Origin of the sequence: Methylobacterium fujisawaense (genome assembly GCF_039619325.1) — a bacterium.
GTDB classification, from domain to species: domain Bacteria; phylum Pseudomonadota; class Alphaproteobacteria; order Rhizobiales; family Beijerinckiaceae; genus Methylobacterium; species Methylobacterium fujisawaense.
This window is the reverse complement of record NZ_CP155000.1, coordinates 3,140,105-3,162,923: the sequence shown is the minus strand read 5'-3', so window position 1 is coordinate 3,162,923 and position 22,819 is coordinate 3,140,105. Positions and strand designations below refer to the sequence as shown.

Here is a 22,819-nt window from a genome sequence, read left to right as displayed (position 1 = left end):
ACGATCAAGTACTTCTTTCTAATCACGGTCCCGTGATGAGTCTGTGTTCCTTCAGACACAGTGTGAATGAACGTACATTGTCATTGATCTAATGAAGATCAGGGACATTGCGGCCGCTTTCGGCCGATTCTGTTGAAAAGCTCGGGTGTTGCGGCGGTAGTCGTGAGGTGGTTCACTCCTGTCGATAGACGGAGACCGAAGCAGATGATGGGACCTCGGCAAGTCGAGCAGGGTGCCCTGTTCTACGAGTTCTCGCTCGATACCCACGTCCCCGTCGACCATCTGCTGCGCGCCATTGATCGGTTCGTTGACCTGTCGGATCTGCGTGCGCACCTGCGGCCCTTCTACAGCACGACGGGCCGGCCCTCGGTCGACCCTGAGTTGATGATCCGCATGCTGCTCATCGGCTACTGCTTCGGCATCCGCTCCGAGCGCCGCCTGTGCGACGAGGTCCACCTCAACCTCGCTTATCGCTGGTTCTGCCGGCTCGGGCTCGACGGCCGGGTGCCGGACCATTCGACCTTCTCCAAGAACCGTCAGGGCCGCCTCCGCGACAGCGACCTGCTGCGCCGCTTGTTCGAGACCGTGCTCACCCGCTGCATCGCCGAGGGGCTCGTGGGCGGCGAGGGCTTCGCGGTCGACGCCAGCCTGATCAAGGCCGATGCCAACCGGCAGAAGGGTGTCGAGGGTACGAACGGCCTGCCACCCGAGACCGTCAGCCGCGCCGCCCGGGAGTACTTGGCTGTGCTCGACGACGCCGCGTTCGGGGCTGCGACGCCGGTCGTGCCCAAGCTCGTCTCCCCCGCCGACCCGGCTGCGCGCTGGACGGGCGCGGACGGCGGGCTGGCCGACTTCGCCTACGCGGCCAACTACCTGATCGACCTCGACCACGCGGTCATCGTGGACGTCGAGCCGACCACCGCGATCCGGCAGGCCGAGGTCACAGCCGCCAAGCGCATGATCGTGCGCTCGCGCGAGCGCTTCGACCTCTACCCGGCACGGCTCGCCGGCGACAGCGGTTACGGATCGGCCGCGATGCTGGGCTGGCTCGTCCACGAGCAGGGCATCGAGCCGCACATCCCCGTCTTCGACAAGTCTGAGCGCCGCGACGGCACCTTCAGCCGATCAGCCTTCACCTACGACCCTGGCGCTGACGCTTACACCTGCCCGGCCGGCAAGCACCTGCGGCAACGTCAGAAGGTCTACAGGTCGCCGCCTCCGCTCGTCGACGCAGACGGGATGCTGCGCTACCGCGCGAGCAAGCACGACTGCGATGCCTGCGCGCTGAAGCCACGATGCTGCCCCAACGCATCCGCCCGCAAGATCCCACGCTCGATCCATGAGGGCGCCCGGCAGATGGCGCGCGACATCTGCGCCTCGGAGGCGGGCCGTACCTCGCGGCGGGCGCGCAAGAAGGTCGAGATGCTGTTTGCCCACCTCAAGCGGATCCTGAAGCTGGATCGGCTTCGGTTGCGGGGGCCGGATGGAGCCCGGGACGAATTCCACCTCGCGGCCGCCGCCCAGAACCTACGAAAGCTGGCCAAGCTGATCCCGCTGGGGCAGCCGAGCCTAGCCTGATCGGCTGGGGGAGGCCCTCAGCCAAGCCCCGATCAAACCTCGATCCAGGCCGACCGCGAGTTTCTCAACGAAATCGGCCGTAAGCGGCCGGTCCGCTCTGGGGGGCCAACTGCACCGGAGCGGACACTCGAAGCGGTTCAGGCAGAGGCCTCGGGGTGCGCCCCATCAACCGGATCGCGGCTTCGAAAGTCATTCAAAGGCGCGACGCGGCAGCGGCTCTCGAGCCGCCCGATCGTCGGTCCTGATCGCGCTGCCTTGGACCCGGTCGGTACTGGCCGGCTTGATGCGCCGCGTCGCGGCAGGCCACCGCCTCGACGGAAAGCGTTCTACGCGCGTCGTCCCATCACGAGCGTGACCGGCTGTCCCGCAGAAGTCTCGATGGCGGTAAATTTACGGGCGCGAAGTTCTGCCTCCATCGCAGCACACGACCATAGGTGGCCGCCGCTTCGGGCCAGCCGCAGGGCTGCAAGCGCGGCGCCGACCGGATCCGGAGGCGGAGCGTAGAGACCGACAACAAGGTATCCCTTCGGCTCAAGGGCGACCGTTAGCCGGTCGAGCGCTGTCCGAGCCGCGTCCTGGGAGAGGAAGGGTGCCGGAAGCCACGTCAGCGCGTAGCCGGCTGGATTATCGAACTGGGTCACATCCTGCAGGCGGAGCTCAATACGGCTGCGGAATGGGCTTGCCGCCACGTTCGCACGGGCCAGTTCGAGGGCCGGCTCCCAGATGTCCAGGCCCACGACACGCAGCGAGGGCCACTGCGCTGCGGCTTCGAGAGCAATGCCGCCCACACCCGTGCCGACATCCAGGAAGCGCCCGGTGAGGGCGGCCGCGAGCGCCGGGCGGTCGGCCGACAGGGCCGCCAAGCGCCGTACGACGACCCGCGAGGCTTGGCCCTGAGCCTGCAACATCGCAGGATCGCGGACCTGCCAGACGGGCGGTCGCTCGGGACACTCCAACTGATCCCGCGCCTCCTGCAGGGCGTGCGTGACGGAGGCCAGGGACGCGGAGACCTGCGCCTGATCAAGGTCACCGAGGCCGCCCGGCACCACGGCGGCGACCACGTCGTGCAGCCGGCGCGCGACCTCGGGATGAATGTCCGGCGCCTCCTGCCGCAGGCGTAGGGCTGCACCGATCGCGGCAAGGCCTCTTGCCGCATCGCCCATCTGCCGCAGCGTGTGTTGAACGTCTTGGAAAGTCATCGGCGACCGCCAGAATGAAGTTCACCACGACGCGGCGTGGCGCCCGAAGCAGAAGAGCCGGACCCGGCAGCCACAGAACCCGGCCGGGCCGAGACCCGCAGGGTGATCACAGGCCGTGCGCCTGAGCGATCATCTGTGCCGCCCGCTCGCCGATGATGGCGCAGGGGGCCTGCGTGTTTCCCGCCGTCACACGCGGCATGATCGAGGCATCCGCGATGCGCAGAGCGTCGATCCCGTAGACGTTCAGCGATGCATCGACCACCGACATGGCATCGCGGCCCATCTTGGCCGTGCAGCTCTGGTGCCAGTAGGTCACGGCGGCATCACGGATGAAGTCTTCGAGTGCGTCTCCCCGGATGTCGCCCGGCATGGCCTCTCCGCGGACATGCGGACGAAACGCCTGGGCGTTGCCCAGCGCGCGGCACAGATCCACGCAGGCGACGGCCGTCGTCAGATCCGCGGGATCGGACATCATGTTGGCCTCGATCGCCAACGGCACTCCGGAATCGGCACTCGTCAGCCGAAGCCGGCCACGGCTCGCCGGGCGCGCCAGACCGGCGAACATCGTCCAGCCCTGCGCCGGCACACCGCGCGCCGCGGTCCGATCGCTCGGCACGGGAAATTCGACCTGGCAGAAGAGCACGTCCGGCGCATCGAGCCCGGGGCGGCTCGTCCAATACAGGGTCGCCTCGCTGCCGCTGTTACGGGGGGCGATGGGTTCGGCATACTCCCAGATGCATCCGAACGAGACATGGTCCTGAAAGTTCTGGCCGACGCCCGGCAGGTGCTGCACCACCGGGATGCCGAAGCGCGTCAGCTCCGCATGGTCCCCGATGCCGGAATGCATCAGAACCTTGGGCGTCTGGATGGCGCCCAGGGACAGCACCACCTCGGCCCGGGCTCTGATCTCCAGGACCTGCCCGGCGCGGACCACTTCGACGCCGACCGCGCGCCGCTGCTCGATCAGGACGCGCCGCACGGTCGTGTCGGTGAGGACCGTCAGGTTGGGGCGGTCGAGCCAAGGGTGGACATAGGCCCGGTAAAGCGATTGGCGCCGGCCGTCGCGAACCAGCATGTCCGAAATCGAGGCGCCGCCCGGCCCCTCCATCATCTGGCCATTCGGATGCGCGAAGGTCGGGATGCCGACCTCGCGGGCCGCATCGAGCATCGCGTGTGCGATGGGGCTGGGATCCGAGGCGGGCTGGACCCAGACCGGCCCGGACTCGCCGCGATACCGCGGATCCGGTGAACCCTGCCAGTTCTCGATTCGACGATAGATCTGGAGGACGTTGTCGTAACTCCACTCGGCATCGCCCGCCTCCGCAGCGAAGTAATCCCAGTCACTGCGATGCCCGCGCGCCCAGACCATCACGTTGATGCTGGAGCCGCCCCCGAGACCTTTGCCCATCGACATCGACAGGGCACGACCGTTCAGGTGCGGGTTCGGCTGCGCCTGAAATCCCCAATCCCGCTCGCTGCCCAAGTTGGCCGGCCATTGTGCAGGGTCGAGCACCGTCTCGGCATCGTCGCTGCCTCCGGCTTCGATCAGCAGCACGCGCAGGTCGGGATTTTCCGCGAGGCGCCGCGCCACGACCGAGCCCGAGGATCCGGCGCCGCAAATGATGACATCGTATTGCGAGCGCAGGTCGGCGACCAGGCGCTGCTGGTTTTCCTGCGCGCGCCGGGATGAATCGCGGTCCTCGCGACGAGACTGACTCATGATAGGCAACATCCTTCTAATTCTGCGCTGCCGTTGCTGAGGAACGGAGCGTTTTGTCCCGCCAACACGGCGGGTCCCGCAAAAATGATCCTGAGTCGCAGGAATTCGGGTGGATGTTCCATGCCTTCGACCTCCGCGACTGTGATCGACGTCACACCGGAAGCGCGGGATGAAGTTCACGAGGGCCTGTTCGCTTCGGATCCCGAATGCGTTACAGAGATCTTCGCGGACTAGCATGCTGCGCTTCTCGTGATAGGCTCGGTTCGCCCCCACGCCATTGTCGTCGATCTTGCGGACGGAGATGCGTCTTGGTCCGGGCTTCTGCAAAGCCTCGGGACGAACCGATCCCTCGGTCACAGCCGCATCCTGGCTTTAGGAACTTCCGACCGAGGAGGGCCGTCCGGAGGTTCGGCGGGCGACCTGGATCGCGTCTCCCCGAGCGGCGGTGACGGCCATACGCCGATCGCTGGCCGATAGCCGGTCCTCGTGGGACGGCGTGGCCAGCCGGGCTGTGAGTTTTGTCACGGACCCGCCCGCCGGTCAGAGGCGACACGGTGCGGCATCATGCTGACACCAGGCTGCGCCGCGGAGAACTCTGCGGAGCGCACACGAGCCTGGGTCGGCACAGTCGAGAGAGGATGTCGTGAGCGCGCCGAACAGGCTTGTCGGGCTCTTGGCCGCCAACGCGTTCTTCGCCGAGCTGGGCCAAGACGCTCTACAAGCCATCGCCGGCCTTTGCCGGATGCGCAGCGTTGCGCGTCACGAGATCCTCTTCCAGAAGGGGGACCCAGGCGATGCCCTCTACGCGATCCGTCGCGGGCAGATCCGCATCGCCACCGGCACCGAGGACGGCCGGTCCGTGACGCTCAACCTCCTCGGCCCGGGCGATGTCTTCGGCGAGATCGCCCTGCTCGATGGCCATGCCCGCACCGCAGAGGCCATCGCGCTTGAGTCGACGGATCTCTTCGTCATCGACCGGCGGGACTTCCTCGAACTCCTGGCGCACGACGCGGCCCTGGCGGCGCGGATCATCGGCTTCCTGTGCCGACGGTTGCGCTGGATGAGCGAGCGCATGGAGGAGGCGACGCTCCTTCCCCTCGATGCCCGGCTGGCGCGGCGTCTGGTTATGCTGTCCGAGGATTACGGCGCAGAAATCCAGGTGACACAGCAAGAACTCGCCGCTTACGTTGGCGCGGCGCGGGAAAGCGTCAATCGCGTCCTTCAGGATTGGCGTCGATCCGGCATCATCGATCTGGGGCGCTCACGCGTGCGTGTGAAGGTCGCGCCGCGTCTGGCGGCCCTCGGCGCGCCCTCACGGCTCTGAGGCGGCAGAAGGGATCCACCCCATGAGGAATCTCGCGCGCGTCGTGACCGCATGCGCGGCCGTCGTCGTCCCGGTCACCGTCCATGCCCAGACGCGCTGCACGGAAACGACCCGCTTCGACCCGCCTCTGCGGATCCTGCGATGCGCCGACGGGCTCACGCTCGAAACCGAGCGAGCGGCCACGTTACGGCCGGTGGATCGGGACGGCGACGGGCAGCTCGAGGGAGCGGAGATCGGCGGCAGCGCCGTACTCGTGACCCTGCCGCCGCGCTCGAACACGCGCCGGGGCGGCTTCCAGATCCTCACCCCCCACGCGATTGCCTCCGTGCGCGGCACGATCTACGCCGTCGATGTGACCACCGCCAAGACGGCGGTTTTCGTGGCTCGCGGACGCGTCGCCGTCGCGCGCCGGAACACCCCAGGCGTGTCCGTCACGCTCGGCCCGGGTGAGGGCGTCGATGTCGGTGAGGATCAGGCCCCCCTGGACGTGCGACGGTGGCCGCAGGAGCGCGTCAGAAGCCTGCTCGAGCGCTTCGGGCGGTGAGAGCCGCGGGTCCGGTGCCGGGGCTTGAGTCGATCTCGCGCCCCGGGCGGACCGAGCGACGCTTCGCCCTCCTCATGTTCGTGGCCGCGCTGGGTTGGAGCGGCTGGCTCGCGCACCTGCACATCGCCGGACAGGCGACGCCCCTCGATTACCTGGAGGCGGCGGCGACGGACCTGCGCATGCGCGTGGCCGGTCCACGCACGCCGCCCAAAGATGTCGCGATCGTCGCCATCGACGACGAAATCGTCCGCCGGGAAGGAGGCTTTCCCATCTCGCGCACGACGATGGCGCGGCTGATCGAAACGATTGCCGCGGCCCACCCCCGTGCGCTCGCCGTCGATGTCCTGTTCCTCGAAGACGGGCGCCAGCCCGAGGCGGATCATGCCCTCGCCGCCGCCCTCCGCAAGGTGCCCGCCGTCCTGGCGGCGGCAGCCGTCTTCGACGAGGCCACGAACGAAGGGGGCATCCCGGTCACCACCGCCGTGCATCGCCCGATCCCGGTGATCGGCGCGGCCGCGCTGTCGGGCCTCGTCAACCTGTCCGAGGACGCCGCCGGCGTGCCGCGGCACCTTCCCCTCGTTGCCCGGACGGACGAGGGCGTTGCGGCCGCTTTCGTCCTGCGCACAGCGGCCCTGGCCGCCCGAAGCGATCCGGTTCTGAGCGAGGGACAGGTACGGATCGGGTCTGCCGTCATCCGGCTCGACCTCGGCTATCATCTTCCGCTCCGTCCCTACGGGCCGCGGCGCACGATCCAGACCTTGAGCGCCGCCGCACTTCTCGATGGGACGGCACCTGTCGCCGCTCTGGCGGACCGTGTCGTGGTGATCGGCGCGACGGCACTCGGGGGCAGCGACACCTTTGCGACGGCGTTCGATCCCGTGATGCCCGGCGTCGAACTGCTGGCGACCGGCATCGCCCATCTGACCGCGGGCGACGGACTCGTGCGCGATGCGCGCGTTCGGCGGCTCGACGGGGTGGCGGCCGGGATTCTCGCGGGCGCCGCCGTGCTCCTGATCGCGCTGGCCCCACCGCTCCCAGCGGCCATCCTCGTACTCCTCCTGCTGGCCGCCTGGTTCGCTCTGGGCACCGTCGCCTTCAGCCAGGGCATCTGGATGAGCGCCGCCCTGCCGCTCGCAGCCGCTGGCCTGCCGACGCTCCTGTGCGCGGTGGCCCGCCAGACGCTGGATCGCCGACAGGGCCTGAGGCTCGCGCGATCGGAGCAGGCCCTGCGCCGACTTCAACCCGCCGCGCTCGCGGAACGGCTCGCCTGGGACCCGACCTATCTGGCCGCACCCCTCACGCGCGAGATCCCGGTGCTCTTCATCGATCTGACCGGCTTCACCGGCCAGAGTGAGCGCCTGGGCCCGGTCCGCACCCGCGCCCTCCTCAAGACGTTCCACGATCTCGTGGACGAGACCGCCTCGTCGCACAAAGGCCTCGTCGTCAACTTCATGGGCGACGGCGCGATGGTCGTGTTCGGCGCCCTGGACCCCGATCCCGCGCAGGCCGAAAACGCCGTGCGGGCGGCCGGCGATCTCGTCGTCCGGACCCGCGACTGGATCGCGCGCGATCCCGAACTGGCAGGCGCCGGACGGGCGCTCGACGTGCGGATCGGCGCGCATTCCGGACCGGCGATCCTCTCGCGCCTCGGCAGCGACACCAATCAGCAGGTCACGGCGACGGGCGATACCGTCAACGTCGCGAGCCGCCTGCTGGCCGTGGCGTCGGAGGCCAAGGCCCGCCTCGCCGTCAGCGCCGATCTCCTGACGGCTGCCGGCATCGTTGAGCCGGCCGGCCTCTTCGACGAGCGGCGGACGGCTTCCATCCGCGGACGGTCCCAACCCATCGCGGTTTGGTTGACGCGCGAACCTGCGCGGCTGCCATAGATCCTGCGCCACGCCGCGTTTCCGGGCCTCTGTGACCGCGGTCACAGCGGCCGGCCATCGTCGGGCGCAGAGTGCTGTCACCCCAACAGGGAGAAGCACGATGAAGACGACTTCGACGAAGACGATGATGGTCGCAGGTCTCGCGCTCGCGACACTGGCCGGCGGTGCCGCCAGCGCCGATGCCCGCGGGTTCGGCCACGGCGGGTTCGGTCACGGCGGCTTCGGCCATCACGGCGGCTTCGGCCATCGCGGATTCGGGTACGGTCGCTTCGGAAACGGCGGGTTCGGCCACCATCGATACTTCCACCACCGTGGCTACCGTCGGCACTTCGGCGGGTTCGACTGGAATTATCCCACGGGTGGCTACTTCCTGAGGTCGGATTTCAGGGATTGCCGCGTCGTCTACAACCCCTTGTTCTTCGGACACGAGCGCGTCTGCAGCTGACGGAGCATCCGTCTTCGGCTGATTGAGGCCCCGGTGCGCGACCAGCCGCCGCTGCACCCGCAGCGGCGGCCGGTTGGCCGACGTCGTCACACCACCGCTTGCCGTGACGACGGGATGGGAGCCGGCACCTCGGACCCATTCGTCCCGAAGACGCCGCCCGAATATCGAAAGTCAAACCGCAACCGCATGAGACATGAGCCGAGCGGCAGCGCGGAGCGGAGCGGTCGCGAGTTTGTCGCCGCCGCAGCGCGTTCGCTTGAAGGCGTGCACGCGACCGTGGTGATGGTGGTCCCACCAAGGAAGATGTTGGTGCCGCGTTCCGGGCGCGCCGCGCGTCCGAGGCTGTGCCGGGGAGCAGGGCGATGACGGCGACGAGGACATCGGGACGTGCAGAGGAGCCAATCGAACCCGCAATGGGCCGCACGACCCCTGATTTCTATGCGAGCCTGCCCCAGTTTACCGCCTTCTCCAGCCTCATGGATCCAGGCCTCTATCGGCCGCTTCCCACGACCTGGTGGCTGGGTGTGACCGATGTCGTCGGCTCTCAGCAGCAGATCGGGCTCGGCCGCTACAAGGCGGTCAATGCGGCCGGCGCAGCCATCATCGCGGCCGTTTCGAATGCGCTCGGCCGGCGCGCGTTCCCGTTCGTCTTTGCAGGCGACGGGGCAAGCTTCGCGATTGCCCCGGAAGACGTAGACGCCGCCAGAGAAGCGCTGGCCGCAACGGCCGTCTGGGTCCGCGAGGCGCTGCAGCTCGAGTTGCGCACCGCTCTGGTACCGGTCTCAGCCGTGCGCGATCGCGGGCTCGACGTGCGCGTCGCGCGCTACGCGCCCAGTGCTCACGTTTCCTATGCCATGTTCAGCGGAGGCGGCCTGCCCTGGGCAGAGACCGCCATGAAGGCCGGCGACTATGCCGTCGCACCGGCTGAGCCCGGCAGCCAGCCCGACCTGACCGGCCTCTCCTGCCGCTGGCAGGCAATCCGTCCCCGCCACGCGTTGATTCTCTCGCTCATGCTCGTGCCGCAGCACAGCGGCGACGCGCCGGCCTTCCGGCAACTCGTGCAAGAAATCCTGCACAGTGTGGAGATCAGTGCCGCGGTCGCACATCCGATGCAGGAGAAGGGACCGCAGATGCACGGACCGTGGGCGGGCCTGGATCTTGAGCTGCGCGCCATGCCGGGCTCCCGTCGGAGCCGCCTCTGGCGCAAGCTTCGCCTCGTGGCACGATCGATCCCCGAATACCTGATCTACCGCATCGGCTTGCGGGTGGGAGGGTTCGATCCGGCCGCGCTTCGGCACGAGATCGTCGGGAATACGGACTTCCGCAAATACGATGATGCGCTGCGGATGACGCTGGACTGCACAGAGGCCTTCGCGGATCAGCTGGAGGCGCAGCTCGCCGGTGCGGAGGCGCGGGGGATCTGCCATTTCGGGCTGGAACGGCAGTTGGCTGCGCAGTTGACCTGCATCAGCCCTCCGGTGCCCGGCCGCGGGCACATGCACTTCATCGATGGCGCTGGCGGAGGCTACGCCGCGGCCGCCGCAAGGCTGAAGGCTCGGGCGGCAAGCGTCGGGGCCGTGGTGCCGACCAGCCCGTGAGGGGGCTGTGAAGCGTGGCTGCTGCCGGATGAAGCGCGGGCGCTCGGGACGACCTACCTCGAGCGGCGTTCAGGATCACTGTGCAGCACCGCACCGGCGAGCGTTTGGTCGATGACGGGACCTTCGCGGTCGGCGCCAGCCTGATCGGTGCCGCTGCCTGCGAGCGGCGACCGGTGGAAGGCGCGAAAATCTTCACCGTGTAGGTGCTTCTCCGGCCTGGGATCTTTGCGGAAGGGATGTCCGCTTCGGGGCGTTCTCGAAACACGCTGAATGACCGGGATGGGCGCATTGCTGCTGAGCTGGTCTCGAAGCCCCTCGACGCAGAAGCCGAGGGGCCGAACGCTCAAATCTCAGTTCCTTCGGACAGCGTCAGAGCATCTTCGACGTCCACACCGAGGTACCTGACCGTGCTCTCGATCTTGGTGTGACCGAGCAAGATCTGGACGGCACGCAGGTTGCCCGTCCGCTTGTAGATCAACGACGCCTTCGTGCGACGCAGGGAATGGGTTCCGAAGTCCTCGCTGCGCAGTCCGATGCCCCTGACCCACTCATCGACCAAGCGAGCATACTGCCGAGTGCTGATGTGTGTGACGCCGTCGAGCCGGCTCGGAAAGGCATAGTCCTCGAGCGTTCCACCCCTGGCCTCTAACCATGCGAGAATGCTGGTACGTGCAGGTTCGAGCAATTCGAACTGCACTGGTCGACCGGTCTTGCGCTGGATTACGATGGCGCGGCTACGGACGCGACCGCCGCTGACGAGCTCACCGATCTTAAGCTTGACGATGTCGCAGCCGCGCAGCTTGCTGTCGATGGCAAGGTCGAACAATGCCCGGTCGCGTGTACGCCGTTCGCGGTCGAGCCAGAATCGGATGGCCCAGACCTGCTGAGGTTTGAGGGCTCGTTTGGCGCCGAGCTTGCGGCCAGCGTTCCAGGCCGGCCGCCCTTTCGTGGCCGGATCGTGTGCTGAGTGTCCCATCGTCTGTCTCCTCGCCGGCTCATGCCGGCGAGGCGAGGAGACACCCGAACCAAAGTTATGAAGATGGGGGCATATGCGGACGTTCCGCTGGCGACCCAACCCAGCCGCCCGGACCGCTCCCGTCGCTTCTCTAAAGCGGACGTCCGTCGGCGGTTTGGCAACTTCGTTCGACCCACCCTTACGCGGTGTGCGCTTTATCACCGAGTCTTTGAGAGCGGGTGCTTTAGCCAGCTCAGATGAGCATCAGCATCCACGACGTCAGCGTCCCGATCTTTGTCAACGCGCTTCGCAACATGAGCATGTGGCTCGACAAGGCGGCATCGGAAAAGCCGGAAGCCGAGTTGCTCATCCGGCGGCTGGCTCCGGACATGAAGCCTCTGCCTGCCCAGTATCAAATGGCGTCCGACAGTGCGAAGAACGCGGTGGCACGGCTCGCCGGGATCGAAGCGCCCTCGATGCCCGACGTCGAGGCGACCTTCGCTGAACTCAAGGAGCGCTGTTCCAGGACGATTACCTTCGTTGAAGGCATTGATCCGGCGGCGTTGGCCTCAGGCGCGGAGCGGGAAGTGGAGCTGAAGTTTCCGAACGGCATGGGATACCGCTTCAGCGGGCAAGCCTATCTCACCGGCTTCGCGCTTCCGAACTTCTTCTTCCACGTGACCACAGCCTACGGGATCCTCCGCGGCGCTGGAGTGAGCCTCGGCAAGCCGGATTTTCTTCAGCATCTCGGGCCGCCGAACATTCACGCCGCGAAGTAGTCGATCCGGCTCCACCCAAAGCCCATAGCCGACCTGCCGGATTAGGTGAACGCGCGCATGACGCCTGCGCCGCGGCAAGTTCTGCGTCGCCGACCGAGCCAAAACGCTACGGGCGCGTGCTCGGTGCGGCTGAATGCGACCGAGTAAATGAGCTGGCAGGATTTCGACGTCCACTCTAATGTCTCTGTTGCGCGTAAGCAGACGGTCAGAAACCCACCCCCAAGTTGACGTAGCCACCGTACGTCGCCGGCCTGGTGTCGAAGCGGATCCACGACGAGGTGCCGTCCTCGCGCGGCGAGGCCGCGCCCCCGCCCGCGCTCAAGGTGCCCTACGTCTATTTCGGGCTGATGCGGCGCGGCGAGTACCAGATCGACTGCGGAGAGGCCTGGACAATCCAGGCGCGGCTCTACGCGGTCTCCAGCGCCTTCGACCGGGACCAGGGCTGGCGCGTCGTGACACGATGATCGCCGCCCGCAACGGCCTCGAGAGGCCCGACCTGCCGCTCACCGATCCCTACAGCCCGCGCACGCCGATCGAGGTGGTGCAGGCTGGCGACGTGATCGACCCGCTGCAGGCGAAGTCGGTCTTCCTCGATCTCCGCACCCGCATCGCCCGGCCCGCACCAGGAGCCCTGAGCATGGCCGAGCCCGCACTCCTCCCCGGCAACCGGTTCCGCGCCTATCGCGGCGCGGGCTAGCCCCTCGTCTACCACTTCGTCTGCCTCGCCACGTCGATCACCTGACGCTGACCAACACCTACGAGCACACCACGGTCGCCGATTGCGACGACCCAACCGGCATCGGCGCCTTCACCAGCCAGTTCCGGGGCGACGGCCCGCGGGCCTGGGCGCTAAGCGCGGCCCGGTCATATGAGCGGAGCCGAGACGGGCAGCACGCTGGTGACGGCGGACTTCGCCGGGCGGCCGTGCCGGTTCCAGTTGCGGCTCCGCGAGATGGCCGAGCTGGAGCGCCTGTGCGGGGCCGGAATCGGGGCGATCTTCATGCGGCTCGGCATGCACCAGTTCCCGCACCAGGACGTGTGGGACGCGATCCGCCTCGGGCTCGAAGGCAGCGGCCTGAGCGGCATCGCGGCCTCGGCCCTGGTGCTGCGCTATCAAGACGACCCGCTGATGGACCACCTGCCGCTCGCAGGCCGGATCGTCGCGGCGGCGGCCAACGGCGTGCCGAAGGCGGCCGACGCGGCGGGAAACGCCGAGGCCGAGGAGGAGGGGACAGCCGCCCCGGCGACCTCTCGGTCCTCTACGGCGCCGGGGCGGTCGCGGGCTTCGCGCAGGAAGCGGTCCGCCGGATGACGCTGGCCGAGTGGCATGTCGTGGTGGCGGCCTTCATCGCTGCAAACGGGCCGCCGGAGGCCGGTGGCAGCGAAGATGCGTTCCTGGCCGTGCTGGCGGAGGAGATGGCGGCGGGGCGGGCGTGAGACGATCGCTCGCGACGAACAACACATTTCGTGACAGCGCGATTTCGTGAACAGGAACGGATAGAGATTGGGACTCGTTGAACCTTCAGGTTGCGTTTTTTGAACCAGAACAACCGGGGAAATCTCGCATGACGCCATCGCTGAAATCCGCCCTTGCCGCCTCAGGCTATGTCGGCGTCTGGGAAACGAACCTCGCCACACAAACCGTCGCCATGACGGGGGCTCTGCCCAATCTGCTCGGCGTCGACGAGCAGCGGGCTGCGGCGGGTGTTCCAGTGTCCGCTTTTCTGGAGGGCGTTCACCCTGACGACCGAGAGCGGGTCGCATACCTCATACAAGAGGCCCATCGCACCGCAGGACGCTTCGAGGCCGATTTCCAAACCAACGATGGTCCCGGGGGTGTGCGTCGCGTCGCTGCACGAGGCCGGGTTGAGATTGACGCGGACGGCCGGGGTCATCGCTGCCTCGGTGTCGTTCTGGATCTCGGGGACGGCGGCCTCGCTGACCTCACGGTGTCAGCCCAGCGGTTTCGAGCGATCGATCGCGTCGTCGACGCGTTGATTGCCGTCCGGCCTTTGCTTGCAGACGCCGGCTCTCCGATCCTGCGTACGCTGATCGATGCAACGCTACTTGAATTCGGTAGGCTTCTAGCCAGTCAAATGGAGCAAGCTGACCGTCAAATAAATTGAGATTTATTCAGAGGCATTGCGCTGACGAGCGGCTACGGAGCGGACGAAATCGATACAAGCACGGCGATCGTCGCGATCAAAGACGCTTTCGAACGCGGTCAAGAGCTCGAGCGCTTCTCCGACTGAACTGACGTTTACGGGCTCGTCGTGGAAGATCGCAACGTCGTCCCCGAGCGCTGCAGCGATACGCTGCAGCATTTTGCGGCTTCCGGCTCGTTCTTCGATCATTGCTGCGCTCCAGCCCCAGGTAAACGGTCGCAGGTACGCGACCGCTGGAGGAAGCGAAACGAACACCCGACCCTGCCTCAGGAATGTGGAAGGACACCGCCCGGTATCCGGCGCCTGCAACCTGTGCGGGCGCACTAATATAATAATGCACCTGCGAAGGATCGGTTGCGACACGCCGGGCATCAAACGCGAGCATGGCGCACCGGCCTGAAATGTGCGTCGCGCGCCCGGTCAGCACGAGGATCGTCACGGACGCGCTGGGTGCTTGAGCTTAGCCCCTCTCGGCTGGACGACCCTCACCGGCCAGCCCGTGACCCCGTTTTTGGGATGAGGAAGGTTGGAGTGTCGTCATCGCGCCTGCTAGGAGATGCCTTCAGTGGGCGCACGCACCGACGCTGCTGAGTGGATCCGCGGAAAAGCGGACGGGCTCATATCGACCCAACCCAGCCATTCATCTGAGGATCCGGTCAGCCCGCAAGCAGACCTTGGAACAGCCTTCAACTCTAGCCGAACCGCAAGATCGGTCGAGTAGGTCATACGCATGTGGGCGTAGCTGGTCGCGCCACGAAGGTCGGGACGATGAGTGCGGCGCTTCGAAACTACCACGCCCGGATGCAGAGGGTGCTGGATCACATCGATCGGCACCTGGATGACGATCTGGACCTGGAGACGGTCAGCGGGATCGCTGCTTTCTCGAAGTTCCACTTCCATCGGCAGTTCACGGCGACCTTCGGGTTGTCCGTGCATCGCTACGTTCAGCTTGCTCGCATGAAGCGCGCTTCATACCGGCTGGCTTACAGGGACACCCAGAGCGTCACTGAAGTCGCGATGGATGCCGGCTACGACGCACCGGACGCCTTCGCCCGAGCCTTTCGGCAACGGGTCGGGCAGTCGCCCTCGTCGTTCAGGAAGGCTCCCGACTGGGAACCGTGGCTTGCGGCCTTCGGGCCTCTCGAAGAAGCGAGGAACAAGCTCATGCAAAGAACATTCACTGCCGACGACGTGGCGATCCGTAATGTGCCGTCGATGCGGGTGGCGATCATGGAGCACCGCGGCGATCCGGCGACGCTCGGTGCCACCGTCCAACGGTTCATCGCGTGGCGGAAGTCCGCCGGCCTCCACCCCAGGACGAACCCGACCTTCAACGTATGGCGGTCTGAGCGTCGTCCTGCGTCGCCGGTCGACTATAGCGTTGACCTCTGCGTCGGGACCGACAAACCGATCGAGGCGAATGGCGAGCAGATCAGGGTCGGTGAAATCCCTGGCGGACGTTGCGCGGTGCTGCGGGTCATCGGCAACACCGACAACCTGGAGGTTCCAGCGCTCTACCTCTATCACACGGGGCTTCCCTCCAGCGGCGAGGAGGCACGGGATTTCCCACTCTACTGCCAGCGCTTTGCGTTTTTCCCGGAGGTTCCTGAGCATGAGGCGATCGCGGAGTTATTCCTGCCGCTGAAATAGCCCTATGCAACGGCGGCCTGTCTCGCTTTCCAGCCGGAAGCGGTCAGTCCCGTTTCCACCCTGTCCGGCCATTCCGCATATGAGCCAAACCGTCCGTCTGGGCCGCCGTCTGCACTTCCCCATAGCGGTCATTCGTCGGCAGCCCGGCAAAGTGAGCTTGGGGCGTGAAGCCGGATTGTTGGCCTTCCCGATCACCGGTGCCTAACCAGCCCTGGTAATGCACCACCAGCCCAACGACTGGCAGGGTGATGGAAACGTCGAAGTGAAACAGCTCCGCCTCCTCCCACTCGCGGGCGGTGGCGCGGGGTGCGAGAGCCAGCGGCAGGGGCAGCCGCGCGACGGACCAGCCGCGCAGCACCATGCGCAGTCCGCCGCCCTCGGGCGCGAGGCCGAACCTGAAGCGAAGCGGACCGAACCGCTCCACGACGCAGCCACGCTCTTCGGAGAACTCGCTCGTGAATCGGCGACCGGAGAACGCACGCGTCCAGCGCTCCACCCCGCGCTTCTCGCTGAAGCTGACGTGAAGACCGTGTTCGCCCGCGACCGGCAATCCGAGGAGCGCGGCGAGGCCGCGTGTGACGGGGTTACGGCCCCGCCTCACGACGGCGCGACCGTTCGCCCCCGCCTCGCGCAGTACGCTGTGTAGAGCCGCGACGCTCGGCGCGAGGTCGGCGAAGCGCGGACCCAAGACGCGCGCGTAGAGCGCATCGGCCTGTACCGACTCCCGCACGTCGTGGCGGATCGACAGGCGCGCGAAGCTCGGCTCGAAATCGGATAGATCGAGCGCAGTTCCGGCGTCGCGCGCGCCGGGCGCGATCGCACCCGCCAGGATCCGCTCAGCCAGGATCGCCGCCGGCAGCACCGGGATCTCCGGGCCGTGACCGTCGGCCGCGATGAGGGTCCAGCATCGTTCGACGCGGCAGCCCTCGGCCGAGCCGAACATCCGGACGACCATGCCCGACCGATCCGATCCCCAGCGCGCGGTCAGCCGCTGCGCCAGCAGAAGCCCGCGCGCGAGCCCCTGCAAGGAGGGGATCCAGCCCCACCGCACCGGCCAGCTCGCACACCAGAGGCCGACCGTCTGCACCGCGAGTTCGGTCCCGGCCCTGAAGGTGACCGCCGGTCGGCCCGGAAGCCGATCGGGCAGGAGATCGAGGTCCGGGACGTCCGCCAGGGCCAGCCAGCGGCGGCCGAGGGACGCGCCGTCGGCCAGGGCGAAGCGCTCGCGCCGCAACTCCTGCCAGCCGACACCCGCCGACCAGCGCTGTCCGCGCCAGAGCCGGATCGGCTTGCCCACATAGCTCAGGATAGCCGCGGCGACCGACGTCCCGGCGGTCGCACGGTTCGAGGCGCTGATCGCGATCTCCACGGCGGTGACCGCGTCCATCCCCTGCGCCAAGCGCCGGGCGACGGCCCCGGACAGGGCGGGGACGCTCGATGCGCCGGCCAGGATCGTGACGCCGGCCGCGCGTGCGGCAGCGTCGAGCCGGCCGATCCCGGTCACGAATGCCCGGCCATCCGCGAGATCGAGGTAAGGGATCGCCGCCGCGATACAGGCCCGGGGCAGGTCGTAGCCGCTGCCCTGGAAGGGTCCGGCCGCATCGATCACGAGGTCGGGACGGACGCGTTCCAGCATGGGCGCGACGGCATCGTTGCGGTCGGCCTGAAGGGGACGGCATGGAGGATGGGCCGCGCAGAACGCATCGGCGCGCGCGAAGCGGCGGCCGGCGACGACCACGTCGTGACCGACCGCCGCCAGCCGCCGCGACAGGCGAGCCCCGAAGCCGCCGTACCCGCCGAAGACCAGTACCGTGCTCACGCCGCCTCTCCCTGCCCCGCCGGCTCGGCGTCCTGGAAGACCGCTTCCTGGTGGATCAGCCGCCCGAACCAGGGGTGGGCGATGTCGAGGATGAAGCGGAAGGCGCCCGGCGTCGCGTCCCCGCCGGCATCGGCGTGGGTTACGGTGAGCGCACCGGGGGTGAGCCATCCCGGCAGGTGCAGGCGGCGCCCGAGGTAGTCGATGAAATAGCGGTGGCTGCGAAACATCAGCGCCCCGTCCTCGACTGCCACGGTGAGGGTCATGCCGACGCCGGCGCCGACATGCTCCTCCAGGCCGGTGGGACCGGCGAAGCGCTTGGCCGAGTGGATTACCTGTGGGAAGCCGGATGCGCGGGCGTACAGCCGCGTCCAGATCTGACCACCGCCATCCGGGTCCTCGGTGACGGTGACCACGCCGGCACGGCCGGTCTCGCGTTCCAGAGGCAGCGGGCTGCCGACGAGGCGCGTGGCCTGCGCCACGAGCCAGCCGAGGCGGCTGACGTGCATCACGACGACGTGGCCGACATAGACCGCGCTCGCCCCCTGCGCGAGTCGCTTACCGAAGCGATGGCGCACGGCCGGCGACAGGTTCGCCCATTCGCGTTCCGGGATCAGGGCCCTGAAGCGCAGGTCGAGGAGGTCGCCCGGTCCGTCGATCGACCGTGCGGGGCAGAATGCGCGGGACGGCCCCGCATCGTCTCGACGGACGCTTGCCATCGCGGTCACCTGGGCACCTCGCTCGTTCCGTTTTCGTGATCCCGACCCTCGAAAGGTCACTCAGCCTAGGCCGGCAGAAACTTCACGATCCGACCGCCCAGCCGGATCAGTTTGGCCAGCGTCCCCCGAGGCACGTTGAGCATCTGGCCGTACCAGCGCTCCATCGACTCGGTGAAATCGAGCATCGCGCGCAGGCGCCGCTTGGCGACCGCCCCGAGCGCGGGGTCCGCGTCCGCCTCGGCGACGCAGGCGCGCAGCGCCGCGATAGCGGGATCGATCTCGCGCTCCTTGCGCCCGGCGGCGATGCGCGTGACCATCTCCCAGAGGTCGGTCTCAGCGGCAAAGTGGTCACGGCGCTCGCCCATCACCGGTACACGGCGGATCAGGTTCCAGCCGAGCAACTCTCGCAGAGAGTTCGAGACATTCGAGCGCGCGATGCCGAGCATGCCGGCGATGTCCTCGGCGGTGAGAGGACGATCGGAGAGGTAGAGCAGCGCATGGATCTGCGCGACTGAGCGATTGACGCCCCACTGGCCGCCTAGGTCGCCCCAGCGCAGCACGAAGCGCTCGACCGCAGCGGGCAGGGAACTCGGCGGGTCTGTTATTTCTGTCATGACAGAAATAACAGACCCAACCGAACCTCATGTCAAGGGGATGGGACAAAGGGGCGTCGACGCTCAACCGGAGGCGGGCGCGGCAGCGGGAACTCCCTATGACGAAGCAGGATGACGATATCTGGCGGCGGATGCGTGGCAGCAGGTATCGTGAGGGTTTACTCAGGGCTGTGTGCGGTTACTGCGATTTGATCCGCTACAACGCATCCGTTGTCCGGAAGCAGACCTGCCGAACAAGCGGACGGCCTTCTTTCGACCCAATGCAGTCGTTCACGCATGGCCGTGCAGCTCCCGGAAGCGGACCTATGTTCCTCCACATCTCTGGCGGTGATGCTCCTAATTCTACCGTTCAGAAGACTGACGCAGTCTTCGTAGCGGCTGAGCCTTTCGGTCCAAGCTGCTCCGGATGCAGACCTTCAGACTCTCTCATCGGAACGACGGATGGAAGATGCAAGGCCGACCGATGCTCCCTGAGCAGCACGAAAGCTGAATGGATCAAACGCCGCAGAAATCGGTTCTTCTGCCGCTGGCAGCCGAGCTCATTTCGCCATTGCCGACCTGGCAGCCTGGATCCTCGCCTTCACAGCTTCGAGGTTAAAGCTCGCACCCTTTTGCATCGGCGGGAACTCAATGGCCGTCATGGCCAGCTTCTCCACCTCTTGCTGAACGAAAACGTAGCGCCAGAACTCGTACAGGAACCAGCTCATGTAGTTCTGCGCCCCGGTTTTCGTCCCATCGTCCGGCCAGCCCGTGCGCTCGAAGGGATCGAGCCGCAAGTTTGTAATGTAGGGGATGTCGGGCTTGGACTTGTCCCCCACCCATCCGCGGGGCTGGTCGATGAAGCGGTACTTGTAGTCGCCGATCCGGACAGCCCCCAGTTCGCTCTCGCCGAAATACCAGACTTCGTTACGCTTAGACGGGCCCTTGCCGGTGAGCATGTCCAGCTGGTTGTAGCCGTCCAGATGCACCTTGTAGGTCCGGTCGCCGATCTGCTTGCCCTTCTTCAGCTCCTCAACGATGTTTGGGTCACCCGCTGCCGCTACAAGCGTCGCGAACCAGTCGAGACCGGATATGACGCCATTCTCGACCTTGCCGGCTGGCACCTTGCCAGGCCAGCGGATCAGAGCTGGCGCGCGAAAGCCACCTTCCATGACCGTACCCTTGGACTGCGCGAACGGTGTCTGACCGCCGTCAGGCCAGGTGAAGACCTCCGTACCGTTGTCCGTCGTGAAGACCACGATGGTGTTGTTGTCGATCCCAAGATCCGTCAGCTTCTTCATCACCGCGCCCACGACGTCGTCGAGCTGCGCCATGCCGGCTTCCTGGATGCTCCAGCCGTTCTGGGAGTTGCGCATACCCTGGTACTTCGGTGACAGGTGTGTGGTGACGTGCATGCGCGTTGGGTTGAGCCAGACGAAGAACGGCTTGCCGTCGGCCTTAGCTTTGTCGATGAACCCGAGGGCTAGATCACGGATCTCTTCGTCCACGGTCTCCATCCGCTTTGGGTAGAGCGTTCCGGCATCCTCGATCCGCTGCTTACCGACCCTGCCCCAGCGCGGGTCTTCGGTAGGATCATCGACGTTCGTCGCCCACGAGTGGATCATGTTGCGCGGGCCAACCCTGTTCAGCAGGTCCTGCGGGTAGGCGGGGTGGGCCGGGTCTTCCATAGCGTCGAGGTGGTAAAGATAGCCGAAGAATTCATCGAAGCCGTGCACCGTCGGCAGGAACTCGTTCTTGTCGCCGAGATGGTTCTTACCGAACTGGCCAGTGGTGTAGCCCATGCCCTTCAGCGCCGTGGCGATGGTCACAGCCTCTGCCGGAATGCCGATGGAGGCACCAGCTTGGCCGACTGTGGTCATGCCGGTGCGGATAGGCAGCTCGCCTGTGATGAAGGCCGCACGGCCCGCCGTGCAGCTCGCCTCCGCGTAGTAGTCGGTAAACAACATGCCCTCGGCGGCGATCCGGTCGAGGTGAGGTGTCCGTCCGGCCATCATGCCGCGGTGATAGGCGCCAATGTTCCAGATGCCGATGTCGTCGCCCATGATGACGAGGATGTTCGGCCTTTGCTCAGACGCTGGTTGCTGCTGGGGTTGTGATTGGGCCTGTGCGGATGTGGTTGAGGCAGCCGAGACCAGCGCGGCTGTGGCGAGGGCCGATGTCCCGGTGAGAAGCATGTTGCGGCGGTTCAGGCCTCCGTCGACGTGCAGATCTGCCGGATTTCTCTCGCGGACATGGTCAGGATTCATGGTTGCCCCCTCTCTCGCGCGATGCACCGGAAGCCGATGTGGCTAGTGGAGCTGTCGACCGGCTGCGGATGGCGTGCGGCCGGCCGGTAGCGTCGGCAGTAGTTCGGCGCGCACAGGTGCGAGCCACCCTTGACCACGCGGCGGGGCATGCGGATCGCAGGCTGGCTGGGGTCGTAGCTCCTGTCCTCGCGCTCGCCCCGAGGGTTCTCAGGGACGCAGCAAGTCTTCACGGCGTCTTCGGAGTGTCGCGGCGCGAAGAAGTCGGCCGTCCACTCCCAGACATTGCCGATCATGTCGTGCAGCCCGTAGCCGTTCGGCGGGAAGGCGGTGACCGGCGAGGTTCTCTCGTAGCCGTCCTCCGCGCGGTTCTCGTGCGGGAAGTCGCCTTGCCAAGTGTTGGCCATGTGGCGCCCACCCGGTGTGAGTTCGTCCCCCCAGGCGAACTCCGCCCCGTCAAGGCCGCCGCGCGCGGCATACTCCCCTTCGGCCTCGGTCGGGAGGTCCTTGCCGGCCCAGGCGGCACAAGACCCGGCATCCGCGTAGGCGAGGTGGACGACCGAGTGCTCGTCGAGGCCGGCGATGGAGGAGCCTGGCCCGTAGGGCCGGCGCCGGTGCACGCCGAACTTGAAGCGCCACCAAGCGCCTTCACCCCGCAGGTCGACGGGTCCCTTCGGCGGCTTGAACACCAGCGAGCCGGCCTGCAACATGTGCGGCAGCGCGCCGGGATAGTCTTTCGGATCAGGTTTTCGTTCGGCCAAGGTCACGTAGCCGGTAGCCCGCACGAAAGCGCGGAACTGGGCGTTCGTGACTGGGGTACGATCGATCCAGAAGCCGTCGACGGTGACCCGGTGGACCGGAGCCTCTTCCGGGTAATGCCGATCCGAGCCCATCCGGAAGGTGCCGCCAGGCACAAAGACCATGCCCAGCGATGCATCCGACGACACCGTTCGCCGACAGAGAAAAGAAGCGCCTGACATCGCGCGCTCCTAGACGCGGGTCAACGAGAATGCCTGCTCAGGATCGCAGCGCAGCAGGGTAGCAAGTCTGCGCACGGCAGCTTGATTGAATGGGACAGCAGTTCGGACTCGGCCCGGAAGCGTGCTCGATTTATGCCGTTCCGATTGGACTTGCCTCGCCGATTCGTCTCGTTGAGTTGCATGCTCACAATAGTGTCGCATTAACTGTTGCAAGGCCACCAAGATCCGTGGGAGAAGGTTAATACGCACGGCAGGCTTGCCGCAGGCAAAGTCTTGCGGAGTTTTGATCATGTCGAGAACCTAGCGAACACTGGCGACGGCGACCGTCTGCGCAGCGGGGCTACGGGCCTCCCCCGGCGCGAGGGCGGCCAAGTCGGCCCATGGCGTCTATCTGCTCGGATTTCGTGGCCCGCTCGCGGGTGCAACACCCCCGCTAGGCTTCTACTTCGAGTCCGACACCTTTTTCTGTCAGGGCGACTCAGAAGCTGGTGACCCTGCCCCGGAACGCCCTCGTTCGTAACCAGAGTCCGTTTTGATTCTAGTCCTGGCGGGGCCGGGCTGCGAACTCATTCGGGGTAAAGCCGCCTGACCTGACCGGTATATT

General features: G+C 66.8%; 23 protein-coding genes. 14 read left to right on the top strand and 9 right to left on the bottom strand.

What is annotated here, in order from left to right; genetic code table 11:
- Nucleotides 1–204 precede the first annotated feature (204 nt).
- Nucleotides 205–1,578 carry an IS1182 family transposase gene (locus ABC766_RS15060; protein ID WP_345822584.1) on the top strand — a complete coding sequence of 458 codons (1,374 nt, stop codon included), beginning with the start codon at nt 205–207 and terminating at the stop codon, nt 1,576–1,578.
- A gap of 326 nt (nt 1,579–1,904) precedes the next feature.
- Here the strand turns inward: ABC766_RS15060 and ABC766_RS15055 are convergent, their stop codons facing one another.
- Both ABC766_RS15055 and ABC766_RS15050 read right to left on the bottom strand, forming a co-directional pair.
- Nucleotides 1,905–2,741, bottom strand: a complete 837-nt coding sequence (locus tag ABC766_RS15055; protein WP_342145465.1) for a class I SAM-dependent methyltransferase — start codon at nt 2,739–2,741, stop codon at nt 1,905–1,907.
- A 142-nt stretch (nt 2,742–2,883) separates the two neighbouring features.
- Nucleotides 2,884–4,497: a GMC family oxidoreductase gene (locus ABC766_RS15050; protein WP_287090218.1), complete on the bottom strand. Its 1,614-nt coding sequence runs from the start codon at nt 4,495–4,497 to the stop codon at nt 2,884–2,886.
- 643 nt (nt 4,498–5,140) lie between these two features.
- On the opposite strand from ABC766_RS15050, the gene ABC766_RS15045 reads away from it, so the two are divergent.
- The 6 genes from ABC766_RS15045 to ABC766_RS15020 all read left to right on the top strand — a co-directional run bounded on the left by ABC766_RS15045 (nt 5,141) and on the right by ABC766_RS15020 (nt 10,497).
- Nucleotides 5,141–5,821 carry a Crp/Fnr family transcriptional regulator gene (locus ABC766_RS15045; RefSeq protein ID WP_342145466.1) on the top strand — a complete coding sequence of 227 codons (681 nt, stop codon included), beginning with the start codon at nt 5,141–5,143 and terminating at the stop codon, nt 5,819–5,821.
- A 22-nt stretch (nt 5,822–5,843) separates the two neighbouring features.
- Nucleotides 5,844–6,365, top strand: coding sequence for a FecR domain-containing protein (locus tag ABC766_RS15040; protein ID WP_345822583.1), 522 nt, complete (start codon nt 5,844–5,846; stop codon nt 6,363–6,365).
- A 14-nt stretch (nt 6,366–6,379) separates the two neighbouring features.
- The gene (locus ABC766_RS15035) at nt 6,380–8,251 is read left to right on the top strand and encodes an adenylate/guanylate cyclase domain-containing protein (protein ID WP_342145468.1); all 1,872 of its coding nucleotides are present in this window, start codon (nt 6,380–6,382) and stop codon (nt 8,249–8,251) included.
- Between the two features lie 100 nt (nt 8,252–8,351).
- Nucleotides 8,352–8,696 carry a hypothetical protein gene (locus ABC766_RS15030; protein WP_342145613.1) on the top strand — a complete coding sequence of 115 codons (345 nt, stop codon included), beginning with the start codon at nt 8,352–8,354 and terminating at the stop codon, nt 8,694–8,696.
- Between the two features lie 413 nt (nt 8,697–9,109).
- Nucleotides 9,110–10,294 carry a DUF3095 domain-containing protein gene (locus tag ABC766_RS15025; protein WP_345822582.1) on the top strand — a complete coding sequence of 395 codons (1,185 nt, stop codon included), beginning with the start codon at nt 9,110–9,112 and terminating at the stop codon, nt 10,292–10,294.
- A gap of 80 nt (nt 10,295–10,374) precedes the next feature.
- Nucleotides 10,375–10,497 (top strand): hypothetical protein, encoded by a 123-nt coding sequence (locus ABC766_RS15020; RefSeq protein ID WP_345822581.1) that lies wholly within the window; start codon nt 10,375–10,377, stop codon nt 10,495–10,497.
- A gap of 140 nt (nt 10,498–10,637) precedes the next feature.
- Here the strand turns inward: ABC766_RS15020 and ABC766_RS15015 are convergent, their stop codons facing one another.
- Nucleotides 10,638–11,270 (bottom strand): tyrosine-type recombinase/integrase, encoded by a 633-nt coding sequence (locus ABC766_RS15015; protein WP_345822580.1) that lies wholly within the window; start codon nt 11,268–11,270, stop codon nt 10,638–10,640.
- 236 nt (nt 11,271–11,506) lie between these two features.
- Between ABC766_RS15015 and ABC766_RS15010 the strand changes: the two genes are divergently transcribed.
- The 6 genes from ABC766_RS15010 (at nt 11,507) to ABC766_RS14985 (ending at nt 14,154) form a co-directional block, all read left to right on the top strand.
- Nucleotides 11,507–12,028: a DUF1993 domain-containing protein gene (locus ABC766_RS15010; protein ID WP_342145331.1), complete on the top strand. Its 522-nt coding sequence runs from the start codon at nt 11,507–11,509 to the stop codon at nt 12,026–12,028.
- 254 nt (nt 12,029–12,282) lie between these two features.
- Entirely contained in the window at nt 12,283–12,492 is a 210-nt protein-coding gene (gene gp17 / locus ABC766_RS15005; protein WP_342145330.1) for a tail completion protein gp17, read from the top strand.
- Nucleotides 12,489–12,725, top strand: a complete 237-nt coding sequence (locus ABC766_RS15000; protein ID WP_345822578.1) for a hypothetical protein — start codon at nt 12,489–12,491, stop codon at nt 12,723–12,725. Before gp17 ends, ABC766_RS15000 begins: the two co-directional genes overlap by 4 nt.
- A 171-nt stretch (nt 12,726–12,896) precedes the next feature.
- A complete protein-coding gene (locus tag ABC766_RS14995) occupies nt 12,897–13,340 on the top strand; it encodes a gene transfer agent family protein (protein ID WP_342145328.1) in 444 nt (147 codons plus the stop codon).
- Nucleotides 13,337–13,465 (top strand): hypothetical protein, encoded by a 129-nt coding sequence (locus ABC766_RS14990; RefSeq protein ID WP_345822576.1) that lies wholly within the window; start codon nt 13,337–13,339, stop codon nt 13,463–13,465. Before ABC766_RS14995 ends, ABC766_RS14990 begins: the two co-directional genes overlap by 4 nt.
- Before the next feature lie 128 nt (nt 13,466–13,593).
- Complete coding sequence (locus ABC766_RS14985) at nt 13,594–14,154, top strand: PAS domain-containing protein (RefSeq protein WP_342145326.1); 561 nt, start codon at nt 13,594–13,596, stop codon at nt 14,152–14,154.
- 3 nt (nt 14,155–14,157) lie between these two features.
- Here the strand turns inward: ABC766_RS14985 and ABC766_RS14980 are convergent, their stop codons facing one another.
- Entirely contained in the window at nt 14,158–14,382 is a 225-nt protein-coding gene (locus ABC766_RS14980) for a hypothetical protein (protein WP_342145325.1), read from the bottom strand.
- 579 nt (nt 14,383–14,961) lie between these two features.
- Here ABC766_RS14980 and ABC766_RS14975 point away from each other — a divergent pair.
- Nucleotides 14,962–15,843, top strand: a complete 882-nt coding sequence (locus ABC766_RS14975; protein WP_345822575.1) for an AraC family transcriptional regulator — start codon at nt 14,962–14,964, stop codon at nt 15,841–15,843.
- Nucleotides 15,844–15,886: 43 nt separating this feature from the next.
- Here the strand turns inward: ABC766_RS14975 and ABC766_RS14970 are convergent, their stop codons facing one another.
- The 5 genes from ABC766_RS14970 to ABC766_RS14950 all read right to left on the bottom strand — a co-directional run bounded on the left by ABC766_RS14970 (nt 15,887) and on the right by ABC766_RS14950 (nt 22,158).
- Entirely contained in the window at nt 15,887–17,662 is a 1,776-nt protein-coding gene (locus tag ABC766_RS14970) for a DUF4166 domain-containing protein (RefSeq protein WP_345822574.1), read from the bottom strand.
- Nucleotides 17,659–18,378 carry a DUF4166 domain-containing protein gene (locus ABC766_RS14965; RefSeq protein ID WP_345822573.1) on the bottom strand — a complete coding sequence of 240 codons (720 nt, stop codon included), beginning with the start codon at nt 18,376–18,378 and terminating at the stop codon, nt 17,659–17,661. Before ABC766_RS14965 ends, ABC766_RS14970 begins: the two co-directional genes overlap by 4 nt.
- A gap of 65 nt (nt 18,379–18,443) precedes the next feature.
- A complete protein-coding gene (locus ABC766_RS14960) occupies nt 18,444–18,992 on the bottom strand; it encodes a GbsR/MarR family transcriptional regulator (RefSeq protein ID WP_345822572.1) in 549 nt (182 codons plus the stop codon).
- Nucleotides 18,993–19,531: 539 nt separating this feature from the next.
- Complete coding sequence (locus ABC766_RS14955) at nt 19,532–21,166, bottom strand: arylsulfatase (protein WP_345822765.1); 1,635 nt, start codon at nt 21,164–21,166, stop codon at nt 19,532–19,534.
- 68 nt (nt 21,167–21,234) lie between these two features.
- The gene (locus tag ABC766_RS14950; protein ID WP_427902308.1) at nt 21,235–22,158 is read right to left on the bottom strand and encodes a formylglycine-generating enzyme family protein; all 924 of its coding nucleotides are present in this window, start codon (nt 22,156–22,158) and stop codon (nt 21,235–21,237) included.
- Between the last annotated feature and the right edge of the window lie 661 nt (nt 22,159–22,819).